Raw genomic sequence first — 18,907 nt, 5'->3', positions numbered from 1 at the left:
AATCATACAGCGTTACAACCTGCTGTCAACTGCCTTTTTCACCGCTGCCGATCTGGTGATCGAAGCACTTCCGATACTACCTGAAACACTCAACTTATTGATTAACAACAGGTTTTGCGTTTCGACTACGTCGGAAGTGGGGCGCATTATAAGGGGATCTGAGAGGGCGTCAACCTTTTATTAAAGAAAGATTTCAGGCCGCCCTCCCCCGCCCCACCAGCCGTGGAACACGCCGCCACACCGGGGGTATACGCAGCACCAAGAGAAAGCCCCCGATAGCGGCATACACCGCCCACTCCTTCAGGTCCGAGCGTACGATCCACAGGAAGTGCAGCAACCCAAGCCCGAGAATCACATAGACCAGCCGGTGCAGCTTCTTCCACCGCGCCCCAAGGCGCCGCTGGCTAAACCGGTTGGACGTGACCGCCAGCGCCAGCAAGCCAAGAAAACCCAATGCACCGACAATGATGTAGGGCCGCTTGCGCAGCTCGACGCCAAACTGCCCCCAGTCCAGCCCCAGGATGAACACCAGGTACGCCGTCAGGTGCAGCACTATATAAGCAAAGCACCACAGCCCCAGTTGCCGCCGCACCACGATCCACCCCGACCACCCCGTCAACCGCTGCAGCGGTGTCATGCTCAGGGTGATCAACAGGAACACCAGCGCCCCCAGGCCAAGGCGATCCACCATGATCTTTCCCGGATCCGGGCCGAGCAAACCCATGGCTGCCTCATACAACCACCACACGGGAAACAGGCACCCGATCACGAAGATCGCCAGGCGCAGCCACGGATAGCGCATCAATAGTTCTTCCGCAGGTCGAGGCCGGTATACAGCGACGCCACTTCATCGGCATAGCCGTTGAACATCAGCGTATCGCGCACATTGGGGCTGAACAGCCCGCTGGGCAGGCGCCGCTCGCGGGCCTGGGTCCAGCGTGGATGGTCCACCGTCGGGTTGACGTTCGCATAGAAGCCGTACTCATCCGGCGCCAACCCCTGCCAGGTAGTCGCAGGCTGCTCCGCCACCAGGCTGATGCGCACGATCGACTTGATGCTCTTGAAGCCGTACTTCCATGGCACCACCAGGCGTAGCGGCGCGCCGTTCTGGTTGGGTAGTTCACGGCCATACATGCCCACCGCCAGGATCGCCAGCGGGTTCATCGCCTCGTCCAGGCGCAGGCCTTCCACATAGGGCCAGTCGATCAGGGCGAAGCCGGAGCGTTGGCCCGGCATGCGCTTGGGGTCTTCCAGGGTTTCGAAACGGATATAGCGCGCCTTGGAGGTTGGCTCGACCTGCTTGAGCACCTCGGCCAAGGGGAAGCCCAGCCAGGGAATCACCATCGACCAGGCCTCCACGCAGCGCAGGCGATAGATGCGCTCCTCGAGCTGGTACGGTTTGACGAAGTCCTCCAGCGCATAACGCCCGGGCTTGGCCACTTCGCCATCGACCACCAGGCTCCACGGCTCGGTCTTCAGGCTGCCGGCATTGGCCGCCGGGTCGCCCTTGTCGGGCCCGAACTCATAGAAGTTGTTGTAATGAGTCGCGTCCTTGAACGGCGTGATCGCCTCGCCGCTGACGGTGACCGCCTGCCAGCGCGTGGCGCCGAGCTTGTCGCTGAACCAGCCTGGCGCGCTGCCCGCCTCGACATCGGCATAGCGGGAAACCTCCGCCGCGGCGCCCAACCGGGGCAAGGCGCCCAGGGCTGCACCTGCAAGGCTGGCGCCCAGCAGCTTGCGACGGGAGAGGTAGAAACTTTCGGGGGTGATCTCGGACGACTTGCAGTCGCTGGATCGGGGAAGCTTGATGAGCATGGCGGCTCCACAGTACGGGTAACTGATGTACACGTAAGACTATGGAGCCGGCAGGTTATTCCGCGATTAAATCCTTGTCAGGATTTGCGACGGCGCGCCCGCAACAGGAACTGGATCGGCCCCGATGCAGCATAGGCGAGGAAGATCAGCAGCAGGATACGTGGCGGATCGCTGAACACCACGGCAAACACCAGCACCACGGCGAGGATCGCGACAAAGGGCACGCGGCCCTTGAGGTCGAGCTCCTTGAAGCTGTTGTACTTGATGTTGCTGACCATCAGCATGCCGGCAGCCGCAACCAGCAGCGCCACCAGGAACGACAGCTTGGAACCCTGGATGCCGTAGTCGCTGAACGCCCAGACGGTACCGGCCACCACGCCGGCCGCCGCCGGGCTGGCCAGGCCGATGAAGTAACGTTTGTCGGCGGTGCCGACCTGGGTGTTGAAGCGCGCCAGGCGCAGGGCCGCGCCGGCCACATAGATGAAGGCGACCATCCAGCCGACCTTGCCCATGTCGCCCAGGGCCCAGCCGAACGCCAGCAGCGCCGGGGCCACGCCGAAGGCGACCATGTCCGACAGCGAGTCGTACTCGGCACCGAAGGCGCTTTGCGTATTGGTCATGCGCGCCACGCGGCCGTCGAGGCCGTCGAGGACCATGGCGACGAAGATGGCGATGGCAGCGAAGGCGAAGTACTTGCTCGCCTCGCGTGGATCACCCGCGCTCAGGGCGCTCTGCGCGCTCATCGAGCTGATGATGGAATAGAAGCCGGCGAACAGGTTCGCGGTGGTGAACAGGTTGGGCAGCAGATAGATACCGCGGTGACGCACCTTGCGCCCTTCGGCGTCGTGGCCTTCTTCAACGTGCTCATCGACAGGTAGCAGGCTTTCGGCGTCGGAGGGCTTGTTCGGCTCTTCGGGACGTTCGCTCATGAAAAGTACCTTGCAACAGGGTGGAATATGTTCGACATGGGCTCTGCAAAACGGTTCTGACAGCGAGCCACTGGTCGCTTTATACCAGAAGCTGACCGCGCAAACGAAAAAACGCGGCCGAAGCCGCGTTTTTCATTATCGACGCAAGACTCAGTTCTTGGTCTTGTCGACGATCTTGTTGGCCGAGATCCACGGCATCATCGAACGCAGCTGCTCGCCGATGATCTCGATGCCGTGAGCGGCGTTGTTGCGGCGCTTGGCGGTCATCGAAGGATAGTTGGTGGCGCCTTCGCTGATGAACATCTTCGCGTACTCGCCGTCCTGGATGCGCTTCAGAGCGTTGCGCATGGCCTTGCGGGATTCTTCGTTGATGACTTCAGGGCCGGTGACGTACTCACCGTACTCGGCGTTGTTGGAGATCGAGTAGTTCATGTTGGCGATGCCGCCTTCGTACATGAGGTCAACGATCAGCTTCAGCTCGTGCAGGCACTCGAAGTAGGCCATTTCCGGGGCGTAGCCCGCTTCGACCAGGGTTTCGAAACCGGCCTTGACCAGCTCGACGGTACCGCCGCAGAGAACGGCCTGCTCACCGAACAGGTCGGTTTCGGTCTCGTCCTTGAAGGTGGTTTCGATGATGCCGGTACGGCCGCCACCGACGCCAGCGGCGTAGGACAGGGCGACGTTCTTGGCGTTGCCCGAGGCGTCCTGGTAGATGGCGATCAGGTCAGGGATGCCGCCGCCTTTGACGAACTCCGAGCGCACGGTGTGGCCCGGGGCCTTCGGCGCGATCATGATCACGTCGAGGTCGGCACGCGGCACGACCTGGTTGTAGTGGATCGAGAAGCCGTGGGAGAAGGCCAGGGTGGCGCCCTTCTTGATGTTCGGCTCGATCTCGTTCTTGTACAGCTGGCCCTGGAACTCGTCCGGGGTCAGGATCATGACCAGGTCGGCGGCAGCGACGGCGCTGGCCACGTCGGCCACTTTCAGGCCGTGGGCTTCAGCCTTGGCAACGGTGGCCGAACCTTTACGCAGACCGACGGTAACGTCCACACCGGAGTCCTTCAGGTTGCACGCCTGGGCGTGGCCCTGGGAACCGTAGCCGATGATGGCGACTTTCTTGCCCTGGATGATGGAGAGGTCGCAGTCTTTGTCGTAGAAAACTTTCATGAAAATACCCCTGGTTATATCTCGGCCCCTGCGGAGCCATCGCTATTTTTGAAGTTAGATGCTGAGCACTTTGTCGCCACGGGCAATGCCGGTGACGCCACTGCGCACGGTTTCGAGAATCGATGCGGTGCCGATGGCCTGGATGAAGCTGTCCAGTTTGTCGCTGGTGCCGCTCAGCTGCACGGTGTACACGCTGGCGGTCACGTCGACGATCTGGCCACGGAAGATATCCGTGGTGCGCTTGATCTCGGCGCGCTGGGCACCGGTGGCCTTGACCTTGACCAGCATCAGTTCGCGCTCGATATGGGCGCTTTCCGACAGGTCGACAAGCTTGACCACTTCGACCAGCTTGTTGAGGTTCTTGGTGATCTGTTCGATCACTTCGTCATGGCCAACGGTGGTCAGCGTCAGACGCGACAGGGTCGGGTCTTCGGTCGGCGCCACGGTCAGGCTTTCAATGTTGTAGTTGCGCTGGGAGAACAGGCCGACCACGCGAGACAAGGCACCGGGTTCGTTTTCCAGCAGCAGGGAGATGATGTGCCGCATGTCAGGTACGCTCCGTCTTGCTCAGCCACATGTCACGCATCGAGCCGTCCTTGATCTGCATCGGATAGACGTGCTCGGTCCGGTCGACCGCGATGTCGATGAACACCAGGCGGTCCTTCATCGCGAAAGCCTCTTCCAGTTTCGGCTTGAGGTCTTTCAGGCTGGTGATGCGAATGCCCACATGGCCATAGGCCTCGGCCAGCTTGACGAAGTCCGGCAGCGACTCGACATAGGAGTGCGAGTGGCGACCGTTGTAGGACATGTCCTGCCATTGGCGAACCATGCCCAGCACACCGTTGTTCAGGTTGACGATCTTCACCGGCAGGCCGTACTGCATGCAGGTGGACAGCTCCTGGATGTTCATCTGGATGCTGCCTTCACCGGTAACGCAGGCCACGTCCTGGTCGGGGAAGTTGAGCTTGATGCCCATGGCCGCCGGGAAACCGAAGCCCATGGTGCCCAGGCCACCGGAGTTGATCCAGCGGTTGGGTTTGTTGAAGCGGTAGTACTGCGCCGCGAACATCTGGTGCTGGCCCACGTCGGAGGTGACGAAGGCATCGCCCTTGGTCACTTCGCACAGGGTCTCGATGACCTGTTGCGGCTTGATGATGTTGCCGTCGCCCTTGTCGTAGGGGAACAGCTCACCGTCGCCACGCCATTCGTCGATCTGCTTCCACCAGGCATCGAGCGCCGCCTTGTCGGGCTGCTCGCCGATTTCCTTGAGGATGCCGAGCATTTCGCTCAACACGCTCTCGACCGGGCCGACGATCGGCACGTCGGCCTTGATCATCTTCGAGATCGACGCCGGGTCGATGTCGATGTGGATGATCTTGGCGTTCGGGCAGAACTTGGCCGGGCCGTTGACCACGCGGTCGTCGAAACGCACGCCGACAGCGAAGATCACGTCGGCGTTGTGCATGGCCAGGTTGGCGGTGTAGCTGCCGTGCATGCCGAGCATGCCGAGGAACTGGCGGTCGGTGCCGGGGAAGCCACCAAGGCCCATGAGGGTGTTGGTGACCGGCAGGTTCAACGACTTGGCGATTTCGGTCAGGGCTTCGGAGCCACCGCCGAGAATCACGCCGCCGCCGGAGTAGACCACCGGGCGCTTGGCCGCGAGGAGCATTTCGGCTGCCTTGCGGATCTGCCCGGAATGGCCGCGCAGGGCCGGGCTATAGGAACGCAGCTTGACCTTTTTCGGGTAGATGTACTCGAACTTCTCGGCCGGGTTGGTCATATCTTTTGGAATGTCGACCACGACCGGGCCAGGACGGCCGGACTGCGCCAGATAGAAGGCTTTTTTCAGGACTTCGGGGATTTCCGAGGCGTGCTTGACCATGAAGCTGTGCTTCACGATCGGCCGGGAGATACCGATCATGTCGGTTTCCTGGAACGCATCGGTGCCGACCATGGTGCTGGGCACCTGGCCAGACAGGATGACCATCGGGATGGAATCCATGTAGGCGGTGGCAATGCCGGTGATGGCATTGGTCGCGCCTGGGCCGGAAGTCACCAGTACCACGCCGGCCTTGCCGGTGGCACGGGCGTAACCGTCCGCCATATGGGTGGCAGCCTGCTCGTGACGAACCAGGATGTGCTGGACTTCCGGTTCCTTGAACAAGGCATCGTAAACATGAAGGAGAGCACCGCCAGGGTACCCGTAGATGTGCTTAACGCCTTCGTCGCGCAAGAAGCGGACGACCATTTCAGCGCCGGATAAGAGCTCCACGTTGTTCACCTCTAAAACGCCAGAATACCGCCCTCACTGAGCGGGTCTTATTAGGTTTACTGCCAAGCAGAGCATGAGCGAACGTCAGCACTGACTGAGCAAGTATTGGGAATACCCTGGTGTGTTGCGGGCCTTCCCACCCAGCGCGAGGTAACGCGTTGCGGGGTGTTACAAGTCGGCGCGGGTGTGCGCCTCATGATCTGCTTAGCGGGTCTGCTTCTGGCAGTCCCTCTACAGCGGAATCTGGATTCTTGTGATTCGGCGCTCACAAGTCAAGAGAAATTATTGCCAATTTTTCATCAAGATGAATTCTCACCACCACTAATAGCGCGAGCAGCAGCAGGAAAAATAAGATTTCCATAAAAAAGGGCCACAATCTGCGGCCCTTGAAGGAAAAACGGTAGAAATCAGGCGGAAGGCGCGATCAATTGGTCGAAAGTTGCGAGCAAACGCCGTAGCTCGCGGCTTTGTTCCGGGCGGTCGACGAACACCGTCTCGGCCATCACCAGGATGCCCGAGGCGTTGGGCAACGGGTGCCCGTGCTCGAGGATCAGCTTCATGCGCGGCAGGAAGATCCACTGCAGCCACTGTTCGAAGCTCATGCGGTCCACCGCGAACGGCTCCACGCTGGCCAACGCCTCGGCACTGGGGGTGGCGTCGCTCCACCAGCCCTGGACCTTGAGCTCCTGCTCGATCAGCAGCAGTTGGTCGGCGATATCGAGAATGCGCTGTTCCATCACAGGTTGACCCGCGCCTTCTGCCGCGCCAGGGCGGCACCTGCGCTGTCACCCTGCTTTTCACGGGCCTGGGCGATGGTGTTCCACAGCTGGGCCTGCAGGTCTGGGCGACCGTTGGCGTAGGTCAGGGCGCGGCGCGCCAGTTGCTCGGACTGCGCCGCATCGCCCTGGGACAGGCGTACCTGGGCCAGGCGGAACAACACCTGCGGCTCACGCGGGGCGATGCGCTGGGCACGCTCCAGGCTCGACGCGGCGCCGTTGAAGTCGCCGCTGCCCTGCTGCTGCTGGGCAGTGGTGAGCAAGGCCAGCACCGGGCCGTCGAGCTGCTCGTCGGCCGACAGGCCGCCACTGGAGGCGTTGCCACGCGGGATACCGGTCGGGGCACTGGTCACCGGCGCCGGGTTGCTCATCGAAGCGATGTCGAACGGTTCGTCGGCAATCGGGTTGGGGTTGGTCGTGATCGGCCCGCTGCTGACCGGGCCAGGGGTGATCGGGCCGGTGCTGATCGGCGCAGGCCCGGTGCCTGCCGGGAACGACTGGATCGGCGCGCCGCCTGTCCCCTGCGGGATCATCACGGTGACTCCGGAGTCTTCCGGCAATGACTGGGCCTGGCTGCTGCCGCCGCTGGTCGGATAGGCCGACGTGCGGTTGGCCGCGACGCGCTCGCTGTTGGAGACCCGGGTGCTCGAATCGACCACCGGAATGTTGCCACGCGGGACGCTGGCACAGCCGTGCAGAACGGTCACTGCCGCCACGGCAGGAATCCACCACTTGTTCACTTCACACCCTCTTCAGAAGCTCGCGCTCAATTCATCCAGCCCTTGACCCAGTCCATCACCTGTTCGGCCGGGTTCTGCTCGCCGCCACAGGCGGCGCCTGCGGGCGGTTCACTGCCACGAATATACGGCATCTGCACCGCTCCCGGACAGCTGCCGTCGGAACCCTGGCCGCTGTATGGGTCGATCCAGGCCTGCACCACGTTGTCCGGCTGCGGCATGTCCAGCGGCAGCGGGTCGGCCTTCTTCATGAAGCTGGTCCACACCTGCAACGCGCCGGTGGCACCGGTGAACGGCGTCTTGCCGTTGTCGTCGCGGCCCAGCCAGACCACCGCCAGCAGGTCCTGGCTGAAACCGGAGAACCAGCTGTCGCGCGAATCGTTGCTGGTGCCGGTCTTGCCGGCCAGGGTCAGCGAGCTCGGCAGCGTGCTGTACACCGAGCGCCCGGTACCTTCACGCATCACCCGCTGCATGGCGTTCTGCACCAGGTAGATAGAGCCCGGGTCGAAGGTCTGCTGGATCTGGAACGGGTAGCGCTTGAGCGGCTCGCCTTCGGCGGTGAGCACGCTGCGGATACCGCGCATCGGCGTGTTGAAACCGCCGTTGGCGATGGTCTGGTACATGGTCGCCACCTGCATCGGCGACATGCCGCCGGCGCCCAGCAGCATCGATGGGAACGCCTGCCAGTCGACCTGCACGCCCAGTCGGGCGATGGTCTTGATCACGTTGGGCACGCCCACTTCAAGGCCCAGCTTGGCGGTGGACAGGTTGTAGGAGTTGGCCAGGCCCTGGTACAGGTAGATGGTGCCATGGGGGCGGCGGTCGTAGTTCTGCGGCCGCCATACCTGGCCATCGGCGCCTTTGACCGAGAACGGCTCGTCATGCACCCAGCTGGTGAGGGTGAACTTGCTCGGCTGTTCCAGCGCGGTCAGGTAGACCGCCGGCTTGACCAGCGAACCGATCGGCCGCACCGCATCGATGGCGCGGTTGAAACCGGCGAAGCCCGACTGGCGGCTGCCGATCAGCGCCTGCACCTCACCGGTTTCCGGGTTGGTGACGACCATCGCCGACTCGACTTCGTCGGCGCCCTTGCGCCCGGCCAGGCGTTTGAAGGTCTCGCTCATGGCGGTTTCGGCCTTCATCTGCAGGATCGGGTCGAAACTGGTGAAGATGCGCAGGCCTTCTTCGGTCAAGTCTTCGTCGCGGTAGTCCTGGCGCAACTGACGCTTGACCAGATCGAGGAAGGCCGGGAACGAGCTGTCGGCCAGGCTGCCGCGCTTGGTCACGCCCAGGGGCATCTTCTTCGCCGCGTCTACCACGTCCTGAGTGGCCACGCCTTGCTCGGCGAGCAGGTCGAGCACCAGGTTGCGCCGTTGCAGGGCGCGCTCGGGATGGCGGCGTGGATTGTAGTATGACGGGCCCTTGACCATGCCCACCAGCAGGGCGATCTGGTGCAGCTTGAGCTCCTGCAGCGGCTGGCTGAAGAAGAACTGGCTGGCCAGGCCGAAGCCGTGCACGGCGCGCTGGCCGTCCTGTCCGATGAACACTTCGTTCAGGTATGCCTCGAGGATCTCGTGCTTGTCATAGTGCACTTCCAGGAGCAGCGACATCATCGCTTCGGTCAGCTTGCGGCTGAGACTGCGCTCGTTGGTGAGGAAGAAGTTCTTCACCAACTGCTGGGTCAGGGTACTGCCGCCCTGGCGCATGGCGCCGGACGAAGTGTTGACCCACACCGCACGGGCGATGGACTTGGGCGACACGCCGAAGTGGCTGTAGAAGTCGCGGTCCTCGGTGGCGATCAGGGTCTCCACCAGATACGGCGGCACCTGGTCGATCTTGATCAGGATGCGGTCTTCGAGGTTCTTCGGGTAGATGCCGCCGATCATCAGCGGCTCGAGGCGCACCACGTCGAGCTTGCCGCCATTGGCGCCACTGAGGCCCGCGACATAATCGCCGGAGAAGCGCACGCGCACGAACTGCGCCGGTTCCATGCCCTCGTAGAACTGGAAGCCACGGGTATTGAGGTCGACGTTGTTGCCGTTGACCGACGCCGCGCCCGGGCCGTTGGCCGCGCTTTCCCGACGGTAGCCGAGGGCATCGAGCTCGGTGAGGAAGTCGTTGCGGCTCAGTTTCTGGCCGACGAACAGCTCCAGCGGCCGGGCATACACCTTGGCCGGGATGGTCCAGCGCTTGCCGGAGAACTTCTCCTGGACAGTGGCGTCGAGGTAGACCGCGAAGCCGGCGATCAGTACCAGGCCGACCAGGCTGAGCTTGAGCGCCCAGCCCAGCCAGGCACGGGCGCGGCCGGTCGGGCGTTTTTTAGAGGTGCGGGAATTTCGGGTACGAGTCATGGCGGCGGATTATACGCACTTTGGAAAAGGGGGGCAGACGCCCCTTGGCGGTTTGCAGGGACCGCACCATTGACCATAATGTTCGATTCGAATTCCCTGACCCCTTAAAGGATGATCCGTGAGCCAAGCCCTGATCAGCGCGCTGCAGAACCCCGCCCTCTATCCGCACCCTGTCGCGGGCTTCGAGCTCATCGAGACGCATATCTCCTGGGTCCTGCTGACCGGCGAGTTTGCCTACAAGATCAAGAAGCCAATGAACTTCGGCTTCCTCGACTTCACCGGCCTCGACCAGCGCGGGCATTTTTGTAACGAAGAGCTGCGCCTGAACCAGCGCCTGACCGAAGGTCTGTACCTGGAAGTGCTGCCGATCACCGGTAGCGTCGAAGCGCCGCAGATCGACGGCGAAGGCCCGGCGATCGAATACGCGCTGAAGATGCGCCAGTTCCCCCAGGGCCAGATGCTCAGCACCCTGCAGGCCAACGGCGAGCTGAATGCCGGGCATATCGACCAGATGGCCCGGCAGATCGCCGAGTTCCATCTGCAGGCGCCCAAGGTGCCGGTCGAGCACCCGCTGGGCACTCCGGACGCGGTGATGGCGCCGGTGGAGCAGAACTTCGAACAGATCCGCCCGTTCCTCAGCGACAAGGCCGACCTGCAGCAGCTCGATGCACTGCAAGCCTGGGCCCAGGACAGCTTCAAGCGCCTGCACGGCCTGCTCGAGGCGCGCAAGGCCAACGGTTTCATTCGCGAATGCCACGGTGACATCCACCTGGGCAACGCCACCCTGATCGACGGCAAGGTGGTGATCTTCGACTGCATCGAGTTCAACGAACCCTTCCGCCTGACCGACGTCTACGCCGACGTCGGCTTCCTGGCCATGGACCTCGAGGATCGCGGCCTGAAGTGCCTGTCGCGCCGCTTCGTCAGCCAGTACCTGGAGCTGACCGGCGACTACCAGGGCCTGGAACTGCTGAACTTCTACAAGGCCTACCGCGCCCTGGTGCGGGCCAAGGTCGCGCTGTTCAGCATGCCGGCCGAGGCCGACGGCGTGCAGCGCGCCACCACCCTGCGCACCTACCGCAACTATGCCAACCTGGCCGAAAGCTACAGCGCCATCCCTTCGCGCCTGCTGGCCATCACCCAGGGCGTCTCGGCAGTGGGCAAGAGCCACGTGGCAATGCGCCTGGTCGAGGCGCTCGGCGCAGTGCGCGTGCGCTCGGACGTGGAGCGCAAGCGCCTGTTCGGCAAGCAATCGGCGGCCGATGCCGGTCACCTGGAAGCCGGCATCTACGACAAGCAGGCCAGCGTTGCCACCTACCAGCGCCTGCACGAACTTGCAGAGATCATCCTCCACGCCGGGTTCCCGGTGGTGCTCGACGCCACCTACCTCAAGCATGAGCAGCGCAAGGCCGCGGCCGAGGTCGCCAGCGAGACCGGCGTGCCGTTCCTGATCCTCGACTGCCATGCCCCGGACGCGGTGATCGCCAGCTGGCTGGCGCAACGCCAGGCCGAGGCCATCGACCCGTCGGACGCCACCCTGGAGGTGGTCAAGGCGCAGCAAGCGACGCGCGATCCGCTCGATGCCGAAGAGCAAAAGCACAGCAAGCGAGTGAACACCCAGGAAAGCGCCAGCATGGACCAGTTGATCGAACAGATCCGCCAGCATTTCCCCGGCTTTTGAGCCATCAGGCGTGAAGCAGTCGACAGTTCACGCCTGAAGTCCGGCGCCCCTCCAGTGATGTCATTACAATATCATCACACCCCACGGAGGAGGCGCCGCCATGAATCAGCCCCGTCAGCTGGACAACGTCCTGTACTCGATGATCCGCGACGAGAAGATCGCGGCGTTCAACCGCGAGAAACCCAGCGATTCACCGATCGACTTTCGCGGCGGTGATTTCCGCGGCCTCGACCTGCGCGATCTGGATGTACGCGGCATCGACTTTTCCGACGCCTACTTCCGTGCCGCCGACCTGCGCGGGCTGGACCTGCGGGAAAACGGCCTGGAAGGGGCGAGCTTGGCCCATGCGCAGATCTCCGGGACGTATTTCCCGGCCGAGCTGAGCGCCGACGAGATCCTGATGTCGGTGAAGTTCGGGACGCGGATGCGTTATCGCAGCCCACGCCAAGGGTAAGCGTCTGGCCTGCACAAGGCGGTGGCCACGAACCTTGTGGATCGGACACACCTGGGAGCGGGCTTGCCCGCTCCCGTTCAGCCAGAGCGCTACATCCCGTCGGCGCCGATGGCAAAAGGCCGCGTAATCCACAACCCCCGCTACACTCCTCATTGACCTGCTCGCGATTTATCCCCACGACCCGTTCAGCCATCGCAAGGAGGCTCGATGAACGATGAATTGCAGCATCTGAAAAACCTTGGCAAGACCTCCGCGCAATGGCTGCATGCCGTCGGCATCCACAGTGCATCGGACCTGCGCCGGCTCGGCGCGGTGGGTGCCTATCAGGCCGTGAGAACGCGAGGATTCCGGGCTTCGAAGGTGTTGTTGTACGCCATCGAGGGCGCCCTGCTGGACATGCACTGGAATGACCTGCCGGTCGAACGCAAGCAGGCGTTGAACCAGCAGCTCGATGCCAAGTGCCCAGCCCAATCACAAAAGAACGAAAAATAATTGTGCAAAGGCATTGACTCCGAAATGAGAATCGTTATGATTATCACAACTGGTCGCGAGACCGGTTGGGTAACCTGAATGCTCCCTGGTTCGGACGCTCAGATTATCTCCTCATCAGGCTAATCACGGTTATTGACCCGGCTTTTTGCCGGGTCTTTTTTTGCCTGCGATTCAGTGGCCCTTGCGCAGTTGGGCGCAGTAGTCCTGCTCCGGTGTCGCCGGGGTGTACCAGACGAAGTCCGCCATGGCCGGCTCGACCGTTTCCCCCACTTCCGCCAGCAACAGCACCTTGTCTTCAGACTTGGCGTCGAGGTCGGCCAGGTGCAGCGGCACGCCGAGATCCTTGCGCGCATGGTAGCTGCCGGTGAGCAACAGCGCCGGCTGCGGCGCGGCCAGCAAGCGCTCGGCGATGCGCCGGTCACGCTGCTGCTGCACCGCCAGCATCGCCGGTAGCTGGCTTTCCGGCAGCAGGTTGCAGTGGCCGGCACGCACCTGTGCCAGCAACGCCTGCACCACTGCCGGCGCATTGGAGCGTTCGCCCGGTGGTGTCGCTGGCTGGCGATAGGCCTGGCGGATTTCATCGGGCGACAGGTTCGCCGCCAGTAGCGGGTATGGCTGGCCAAGGGCCTCGCGCACGATAGGCCCGTACAGCGTCCAATCCCAGCCAGGTTGCCAGGCGAGCGCCTTCGGCAGGTCGGCTGCAGGCGATGCCTTGCCCTTCTGCGCATCGATCAGCGCCTGCTGTTGCGGCTCGAGCATTTCCAGCAGCAGGCTGCCCTGCGCGCGGTGGCTCTCCAGGGCGCGCAGTAGCCACAGCTGCAAGTGGTGGTGGTCGGGATTGTCGTGCTTTTCACCGACCAGCACCCGTGGCGCATCGGCCAGGCGCTGGACCAGCTGCCCAGGGCTCAATACCTGGCCGCTGGACAACTCGATGATCTGCCCCAACTGGACGTTGTCGCGGCCCTCGGTCCCCTGCCAGGCCGGCACGGGCGGCAGGCTCGCCTGGCAACCGCCGAGCGCCAGCGCCAGGCAAATGGACAAGCCGGACAGCAAGGGATGGCGCATGGCGAATGGCTCCTAGCGAGTGATGATCAGCGGATGGCCGCGCTCCGGGTGAGGTTGCACCAGGACGTCGATGCCGAACACCGCTCGCAGCGCCGTCGGTGTCAGCACTTGTTGCGGTGTACCCAGTGCATGGCTGCGGCCCTGCTCCAGCAAGAGAATATGGTCACAGTAGCGCGCCGCCAGGTTCAGGTCATGCAGGATCACCAGCACCGAAGCGCCTCGGTCGGCGAAACTGCGTACCGCCTGCAGCGTGGTGTGCTGATGCAGCGGGTCCAGCGCAGAAGTGGGCTCATCCAGCAACAGCGTGGTGCCGGGCTCGCCCGGCCACAGCTGGGCCAGCACCCGCGCCAGGTGCACGCGCTGGCGCTCCCCCCCGGACAGCGCCAGGTAGCTGCGCTCGACCAGGTGCTGAGCATCCGCCGCCGCCAGCGCCGCCTCGACGATTTCCCGGTCGCGCTGACGGCCGCTGGCATGGGGCAGGCGGCCAAGACCGACCACTTCCGCGACACTGAAGGCAAAGCCAAGGCTGGACGCCTGCGGCAGTACCGCCAGGCGCCGGGCCCGCTCCTGGCCCGGCCAATCGTCCAGCCCGCGGCCGTCGAGGTGCACGCGCCCGGCACTGGGCGCCAGCTCGCCACACAGCACGCCGAGCAGGCTGCTCTTGCCGGCGCCATTGGGCCCGAGCACACCCAGCACCTGCCCTGGCCGCAACGTGAGGTTGAGGTCGTGCAGCACCTGGCTGCCACCACGTTTGAGAGACAGCCCTTGGACGTCGAGCATCAGTTGCGCACCTTCACCAGCAGGAACAGGAAGAATGGCGCCCCGATAAAGGCGGTGACGATGCCGATCGGCAACTCTGCCGGGGCCAGGGCCAGGCGCGCGATCAGGTCGGCGAACAGCAGCAAGGTACCGCCCGCCAGCAACGAGGCCGGCAGCAGCACCCGATGATCCGGCCCCGCCACCAGCCGCACCAGGTGCGGCACCACCAGGCCGATGAAGCCGATCAGGCCGGCCGCGGCAACCGCCGCCCCCACGCCGAGCGCGGTGCAGAACACCAGCTCGCGCTTGAGCTTTTCCACCTCGATGCCAAGGTGCCGCGCCTCCGACTCGCCTAGCAGCAACGCGTTGAGCGCCTGCGCCCGGCGCGGCAGCCACAAGGCCACGGCCGCCGCCACCAGCAGCAACGGCCACAGCCGCTCGTAGCTGGCGCCGTTGAGGCTGCCCAGGTTCCAGAAAGTCAGGGTGCGCAGGGTGGCGTCGTCGGCCAGGTAAGTGAACAGGCCCACCGCCGAGCCGCCCAGCGCGGTCATCGCGATACCGGCCAGGAGCATGGTCGCCACGTTGGTCTGGCCGTCGCGGCGCCCCAGGCGATAGACCATCGCTGTCACGCCCAGGCCACCGACGAAGGCACACAACGACAACAGATAAGGCGCGAACCAGTCAGGAATGCCGCCCAGCCAGCTGCCGCCGACGATCGCCACCGCGGCCCCCAGGGCAGCGCCGCTGGCGACACCGACCAGCCCCGGATCGGCCAGCGGGTTGCGGAACAACCCCTGCATCGCCACGCCGGACAATGCCAGCACCGCGCCGACCGCCAGCCCCAGCAGGGTTCGCGGCAGGCGGATCTGGCCGAGGATCATCTCGGCCTGCTCCAGGCCCTCGCCACTGACCGGCAACCCGACCAGGCGCAGGCCGGCGCGCAGGGTATCGAACAGCGGCAGGCTGACCGGCCCCAGCGCCAGCGACAACCACACCGCCAGCAGGCACAGCAAGGCCAGGGTAATGAACAACGTACGTGGTCGAACCCGCGGCATCATGGATTGAGGCTGGCCTTGGCGGCGGGATAGAAGCTGGCGGCCAGCTCATGCAGGGTGGCCGGCAGGCGCGGGCCGAGGCCGCCGACCAGCAACGTCGGGTCGAGCGACAGCAGGCGCTTGTCGCGCACCGCGCGGGAAGTCGCCAGGGCCGGGTTTTCCTTGATCAGTGCCTGCAAGGCCTGTTCACCACTGAGGGCCCGGTCGGAGAACACCACCACGTCCGGGTTCAGCGCGGCGAGGGCCTCCACCGAGAAGTTCTTGTAGCCCTGGTGGTCGGCGAGATTGTGCCCTCCCGCCTGACGCAGCACCCAGTCCCCGGCAGTGCCCTGCCCGGCGATCATCGGCTTGGCGCCGGCATGCCCGACCAGCAGCAACACCCCAGGCGCCTTCTGCCCGGCCTGGGCCTGCTCGACCTGTTTGTGCAACGCCTCCAACTGCTGGCGGTAATCGGCAGCCAACGTCTTGGCCTTGTGCTCATCGCCGAGCAATGCCCCCAGGTGCTTGAGGTTCTCGTCAACCGCGCCCACTTCGGCCTTGCTGGAGAACAGCTCGACCCGCACCCCGGCCTTGCGGATCTGCGCCAGCACCGGCGGTGGCCCCATTTCCTCGGTGCCCACCAGTACGTCAGGGCGCAGGCTGAGGATGCCTTCGGCCGACAGCTGGCGCTGGTAACCGATGCTGGGCAGCGCCTTGAGCGACTCGGGGTGCTGGCTGGTGGTGTCGACGCCAACCAGGCGCTGCTCACCGCCCAGGGCGCTGATCCACTCGCTCAAGGCACCGCCGGCGCTCACCCAGCGCTGTGGCAGCTCGGCGGCCATGGTGTGGGTAGACAGGGCAAGACCGGCGCACAGGGCAATCAAGGCAGCGGGACGGCGCATCATCGGATTCCTTTGCAGAGGGCGGACAGCACACCTTGTGGCGGGCGGCACAAGTGCGCACCATAGACAGCCTGGCGCGACGAATGCGGGCAATTTGATAATTATTCGCATTGAAGCGTCAAGCCATCCCTTTGTCACACGGCTTAACCGGAAGACTCCGCTGCGATGCATTTTCTCTGCGCCTCCAACGACCTCGCCGAGGGCCACAGCCGCGCCTTCAGCGTAGCCGGCATAGCGCTGTTCGGCGTGCGCCGCCAGGGCACGGTCCACCTCTACCGCAACCGCTGCCCGCACCGGGGCATCCCGCTGAACTGGGCGGCGGCCAGCTTTCTCGATGACAGCGCGAGCCTGATCCAGTGCGCCCATCACGGCGCCCAGTTCCTGATAGAAAGCGGCGAATGCATTACTGGCCCCTGCGCGGGCGAATGGCTGGAAGCCCTGGACTGTCGGGAAGACAGCCAGGGCATCTGGCTCACGGATTGAGCAGTACCGGCAGCGGCCGGTCGATGACCAACTGTTGGGCATCCAGCCGCGTGCCATAGGCCAGCACCTCGACCCCTTCCGCCACCGCAGCGCGCAGTGCTTGGGCGTAGGCGGCGTCGATCTCCTGGGCCGGGCGCACGGCCTCGATGCCGGTCAGGTTCACGCAATACAGCTGCACTGCACGGATGCCCTGGCGTGCCAGGGCGGCCAGCTCGCGCAGGTGTTTGGCCCCACGCTGGGTGACGGCGTCAGGGAACGCCGCCACGGCGGTATCGGGATAACCAAGGGTCACGCTCTTGACCTCGACATAGGCTTTGTCGCCATTGGCGAACTCCAGATAGAAGTCGATACGGCTACGTTCCTCGCCATACGCCACTTCACGCTTGAGCGTGGTGAACCCGGCCAGCTCCGTGATCACTCCGGCCCGCAGCGCTTCCTCCACCACCGCATTGGCGCGCCCGGTGTTGACGCAGGCCAGCCGCCCCTGGGGCGTTTCGCTGATCTCCCAGGTACCGGGCAGCTTGCGCTTGGGGTCGTTGGAGCGGCTGAACCACACCTGCCCACCCTCGCGCATGCAATTGAGCATGGAGCCGGTGTTGGGGCAGTGAATGGTCAGCTGCTCGCCAGTGGCCAGTTCGATATCGGCCAGGAAGCGTTTATAGCGGCGCAGCAGGCGCGCCTGTTCCAGTTGCGGAAACAGCATCCGTCAGCCCTGCCAGCTTTTCAGGCCACGGGCGATGCGCTGCACCGCCTCTTCCAGGCGCGACAGGCTCTGGGTGTAGGCAAAACGCACATGGTGGCCGGCCTGGTGACGACCGAAGTCCAGCCCCGGCGTGAATGCCAGGTGCTCGGTTTCGAGGAAGTGCCGGCAGAACGCGAAGGCATCGCCGCCGAACGCGCTGATATCGGCATACAGATAGAAGGCGCCTTGCGGCTCCACGGCGATACCGAAGCCCAACTCACGCAATGCCGGCAACAGGTAGTCGCGGCGGCGGGCGAACTCGGCGCGGCGCTCCTCGAGGATGGCCAGTGTTTGCGGCTCGAAGCAGGCCAGCGCGGCATGCTGGGCCATGCTCGGAGCACTGATGTAGAGGTTCTGCGCCAGCTTTTCCAGGTCCGCTACCGCCGACGGCGGCGCCACCAGCCAGCCCAGGCGCCAGCCGGTCATGCCGAAATATTTGGAAAAACTGTTCAGGACGAAGGCCTCATCGTCGACTTCCAGCACGCTCGGCGCATCCATGCCGTAGGTGAGGCCGTGGTAGATCTCGTCCACCACCAGATGCCCATGGCGCTCGCGGGTAGCCTTGGAAAGGCTGGCCAGCTCGTTACGGTCGAGTACCGTACCCGTCGGGTTGGCTGGCGACGCCACCAGGGCACCGACCGTGTCCTTGTCCCAGTGACGCTCGACCAGATCGGCGGTCAGCTGGTAATTGACCTCCGGCCCCACCGGCACCAGCTGCGCGCCGCCTTCGACCAGGCGCAGGAAGTGGCGGTTGCACGGGTAGCCCGGGTCGGCCAGCAGCCAGTGCTTGCCCGGATCGACCAGCAGGCTGCTGGCCAGCAGCAGCGCGCCGGAACCGCCCGGGGTGATGAGCACGCGCTCCGGGTCGAGGTCCACACCGTAGCGTTGGCCATAGAACCCGGCGATTGCCTCACGCAGTTGCGGCAAGCCACGGGCAGCGGTGTAACGGGTGTGCCCGGCGGCCAAGGCAGCCTGGCCCGCGGCGACGATCGGCGCGGCGGTGGTGAAGTCCGGCTCGCCGATCTCGAGGTGGATCACGTCGTGGCCCGCAGCCTGCAGCTCGTTGGCACGCGCCAGCAGGGCCATCACGTGGAAGGGTTCGATGGCGCGACTGCGCGCACTGTGTGGCTGAGCCATGGGCCTTCTCTCAATTGGGTCTAAACTGGTGATTCTACCTGTGCACCGCAGCGAACGTGCCGCCCGGCCTGCTGTCAATAGCAGGCATAGGGCGGGGTAGCGCACCCCGGA

20 protein-coding genes are annotated in these 18,907 nt (G+C 64.4%); 5 read left to right on the top strand and 15 right to left on the bottom strand.

Translation table 11 applies throughout. The features are described from left to right. Positions 1-184, top strand: a 184-nt coding sequence (locus ACODS9_RS11530; protein WP_489093930.1) for a hypothetical protein, incomplete at its 5' end; no start/stop codon positions are given. Between the two features lie 9 nt (positions 185-193). Here ACODS9_RS11530 and msrQ read toward each other — a convergent pair. The 9 genes from msrQ to mrcB all read right to left on the bottom strand — a co-directional run bounded on the left by msrQ (position 194) and on the right by mrcB (position 10,047). Then, positions 194-802: a protein-methionine-sulfoxide reductase heme-binding subunit MsrQ gene (msrQ, locus tag ACODS9_RS11525; RefSeq protein WP_489093929.1), complete on the bottom strand. Its 609-nt coding sequence runs from the start codon at positions 800-802 to the stop codon at positions 194-196. Then, positions 802-1,815, bottom strand: coding sequence for a protein-methionine-sulfoxide reductase catalytic subunit MsrP (gene msrP / locus ACODS9_RS11520; protein ID WP_094012266.1), 1,014 nt, complete (start codon positions 1,813-1,815; stop codon positions 802-804). The genes msrQ and msrP overlap by 1 nt, the downstream gene beginning before the upstream one ends. Positions 1,816-1,892: 77 nt before the next feature. Then, positions 1,893-2,744 carry a CDP-diacylglycerol--serine O-phosphatidyltransferase gene (gene pssA, locus ACODS9_RS11515; RefSeq protein WP_028691215.1) on the bottom strand — a complete coding sequence of 284 codons (852 nt, stop codon included), beginning with the start codon at positions 2,742-2,744 and terminating at the stop codon, positions 1,893-1,895. Positions 2,745-2,894: 150 nt separating this feature from the next. After that, positions 2,895-3,911 carry a ketol-acid reductoisomerase gene (gene ilvC / locus ACODS9_RS11510; RefSeq protein ID WP_038706849.1) on the bottom strand — a complete coding sequence of 339 codons (1,017 nt, stop codon included), beginning with the start codon at positions 3,909-3,911 and terminating at the stop codon, positions 2,895-2,897. 54 nt (positions 3,912-3,965) lie between these two features. Next, the gene (ilvN, locus tag ACODS9_RS11505; RefSeq protein WP_003250040.1) at positions 3,966-4,457 is read right to left on the bottom strand and encodes an acetolactate synthase small subunit; all 492 of its coding nucleotides are present in this window, start codon (positions 4,455-4,457) and stop codon (positions 3,966-3,968) included. Between the two features lies 1 nt (position 4,458). Then, positions 4,459-6,183: an acetolactate synthase 3 large subunit gene (locus ACODS9_RS11500; RefSeq protein ID WP_046857681.1), complete on the bottom strand. Its 1,725-nt coding sequence runs from the start codon at positions 6,181-6,183 to the stop codon at positions 4,459-4,461. A 407-nt stretch (positions 6,184-6,590) separates the two neighbouring features. After that, the gene (locus ACODS9_RS11495) at positions 6,591-6,923 is read right to left on the bottom strand and encodes a YqcC family protein (RefSeq protein WP_367857876.1); all 333 of its coding nucleotides are present in this window, start codon (positions 6,921-6,923) and stop codon (positions 6,591-6,593) included. Continuing rightward, positions 6,920-7,699 carry a tetratricopeptide repeat protein gene (locus ACODS9_RS11490; RefSeq protein WP_401112260.1) on the bottom strand — a complete coding sequence of 260 codons (780 nt, stop codon included), beginning with the start codon at positions 7,697-7,699 and terminating at the stop codon, positions 6,920-6,922. The genes ACODS9_RS11495 and ACODS9_RS11490 overlap by 4 nt, the downstream gene beginning before the upstream one ends. 26 nt (positions 7,700-7,725) lie before the next feature. Then, positions 7,726-10,047 (bottom strand): penicillin-binding protein 1B, encoded by a 2,322-nt coding sequence (mrcB, locus tag ACODS9_RS11485; RefSeq protein ID WP_489093928.1) that lies wholly within the window; start codon positions 10,045-10,047, stop codon positions 7,726-7,728. 118 nt (positions 10,048-10,165) lie between these two features. On the opposite strand from mrcB, the gene ACODS9_RS11480 reads away from it, so the two are divergent. The 3 genes from ACODS9_RS11480 (at position 10,166) to ACODS9_RS11470 (ending at position 12,674) form a co-directional block, all read left to right on the top strand. Next, positions 10,166-11,728 carry a bifunctional aminoglycoside phosphotransferase/ATP-binding protein gene (locus ACODS9_RS11480; RefSeq protein ID WP_367857874.1) on the top strand — a complete coding sequence of 521 codons (1,563 nt, stop codon included), beginning with the start codon at positions 10,166-10,168 and terminating at the stop codon, positions 11,726-11,728. 100 nt (positions 11,729-11,828) lie between these two features. Continuing rightward, entirely contained in the window at positions 11,829-12,182 is a 354-nt protein-coding gene (locus tag ACODS9_RS11475; protein ID WP_046854092.1) for a pentapeptide repeat-containing protein, read from the top strand. A 207-nt stretch (positions 12,183-12,389) separates the two neighbouring features. After that, on the top strand, positions 12,390-12,674 hold the full coding sequence (locus tag ACODS9_RS11470) for a TfoX/Sxy family protein (RefSeq protein ID WP_046854091.1): 285 nt from the start codon (positions 12,390-12,392) through the stop codon (positions 12,672-12,674). A gap of 171 nt (positions 12,675-12,845) precedes the next feature. Here the strand turns inward: ACODS9_RS11470 and ACODS9_RS11465 are convergent, their stop codons facing one another. The 4 genes from ACODS9_RS11465 to ACODS9_RS11450 are packed head-to-tail and all read right to left on the bottom strand — an operon-like array spanning position 12,846 to position 16,437. Next, on the bottom strand, positions 12,846-13,739 hold the full coding sequence (locus ACODS9_RS11465; RefSeq protein WP_489093927.1) for a ChaN family lipoprotein: 894 nt from the start codon (positions 13,737-13,739) through the stop codon (positions 12,846-12,848). Positions 13,740-13,751: 12 nt separating this feature from the next. Continuing rightward, a complete protein-coding gene (locus ACODS9_RS11460) occupies positions 13,752-14,519 on the bottom strand; it encodes a heme ABC transporter ATP-binding protein (protein WP_489093926.1) in 768 nt (255 codons plus the stop codon). Beyond that, a complete protein-coding gene (locus tag ACODS9_RS11455) occupies positions 14,519-15,502 on the bottom strand; it encodes a FecCD family ABC transporter permease (protein ID WP_367859000.1) in 984 nt (327 codons plus the stop codon). Before ACODS9_RS11455 ends, ACODS9_RS11460 begins: the two co-directional genes overlap by 1 nt. 50 nt (positions 15,503-15,552) lie before the next feature. Continuing rightward, positions 15,553-16,437: a heme/hemin ABC transporter substrate-binding protein gene (locus ACODS9_RS11450; protein ID WP_489093925.1), complete on the bottom strand. Its 885-nt coding sequence runs from the start codon at positions 16,435-16,437 to the stop codon at positions 15,553-15,555. A gap of 162 nt (positions 16,438-16,599) precedes the next feature. On the opposite strand from ACODS9_RS11450, the gene ACODS9_RS11445 reads away from it, so the two are divergent. Next, positions 16,600-16,917 (top strand): Rieske (2Fe-2S) protein, encoded by a 318-nt coding sequence (locus ACODS9_RS11445; protein ID WP_401112246.1) that lies wholly within the window; start codon positions 16,600-16,602, stop codon positions 16,915-16,917. Here ACODS9_RS11445 and sfsA read toward each other — a convergent pair. Both sfsA and ACODS9_RS11435 read right to left on the bottom strand, forming a co-directional pair. Beyond that, on the bottom strand, positions 16,907-17,620 hold the full coding sequence (sfsA, locus tag ACODS9_RS11440; RefSeq protein ID WP_110701720.1) for a DNA/RNA nuclease SfsA: 714 nt from the start codon (positions 17,618-17,620) through the stop codon (positions 16,907-16,909). The genes ACODS9_RS11445 and sfsA overlap by 11 nt on opposite strands. A 3-nt stretch (positions 17,621-17,623) precedes the next feature. Then, a complete protein-coding gene (locus ACODS9_RS11435; RefSeq protein ID WP_489093924.1) occupies positions 17,624-18,796 on the bottom strand; it encodes a pyridoxal phosphate-dependent aminotransferase in 1,173 nt (390 codons plus the stop codon). Between the last annotated feature and the right edge of the window lie 111 nt (positions 18,797-18,907).

The organism is Pseudomonas sp. FG36, assembly GCF_057809275.1.
Note: the sequence above shows the minus strand (reverse complement) of the source record. Positions and strands in the feature narration are given on the sequence as shown.

Coding starts and splice junctions, on each gene's coding strand:
- msrQ (WP_489093929.1), bottom strand. CDS start 802: ATGCGCTATCCGTGGCTGCGCCTGGCGATCTTCGTGATCGGGTGCCTG.
- msrP (WP_094012266.1), bottom strand. CDS start 1,815: ATGCTCATCAAGCTTCCCCGATCCAGCGACTGCAAGTCGTCCGAGATC.
- pssA (WP_028691215.1), bottom strand. CDS start 2,744: ATGAGCGAACGTCCCGAAGAGCCGAACAAGCCCTCCGACGCCGAAAGC.
- ilvC (WP_038706849.1), bottom strand. CDS start 3,911: ATGAAAGTTTTCTACGACAAAGACTGCGACCTCTCCATCATCCAGGGC.
- ilvN (WP_003250040.1), bottom strand. CDS start 4,457: ATGCGGCACATCATCTCCCTGCTGCTGGAAAACGAACCCGGTGCCTTG.
- mrcB (WP_489093928.1), bottom strand. CDS start 10,047: ATGACTCGTACCCGAAATTCCCGCACCTCTAAAAAACGCCCGACCGGC.
- ACODS9_RS11475 (WP_046854092.1), top strand. CDS start 11,829: ATGAATCAGCCCCGTCAGCTGGACAACGTCCTGTACTCGATGATCCGC.
- ACODS9_RS11470 (WP_046854091.1), top strand. CDS start 12,390: ATGAACGATGAATTGCAGCATCTGAAAAACCTTGGCAAGACCTCCGCG.
- ACODS9_RS11465 (WP_489093927.1), bottom strand. CDS start 13,739: ATGCGCCATCCCTTGCTGTCCGGCTTGTCCATTTGCCTGGCGCTGGCG.
- ACODS9_RS11460 (WP_489093926.1), bottom strand. CDS start 14,519: ATGCTCGACGTCCAAGGGCTGTCTCTCAAACGTGGTGGCAGCCAGGTG.
- ACODS9_RS11450 (WP_489093925.1), bottom strand. CDS start 16,437: ATGATGCGCCGTCCCGCTGCCTTGATTGCCCTGTGCGCCGGTCTTGCC.
- ACODS9_RS11445 (WP_401112246.1), top strand. CDS start 16,600: ATGCATTTTCTCTGCGCCTCCAACGACCTCGCCGAGGGCCACAGCCGC.
- sfsA (WP_110701720.1), bottom strand. CDS start 17,620: ATGCTGTTTCCGCAACTGGAACAGGCGCGCCTGCTGCGCCGCTATAAA.
- ACODS9_RS11435 (WP_489093924.1), bottom strand. CDS start 18,796: ATGGCTCAGCCACACAGTGCGCGCAGTCGCGCCATCGAACCCTTCCAC.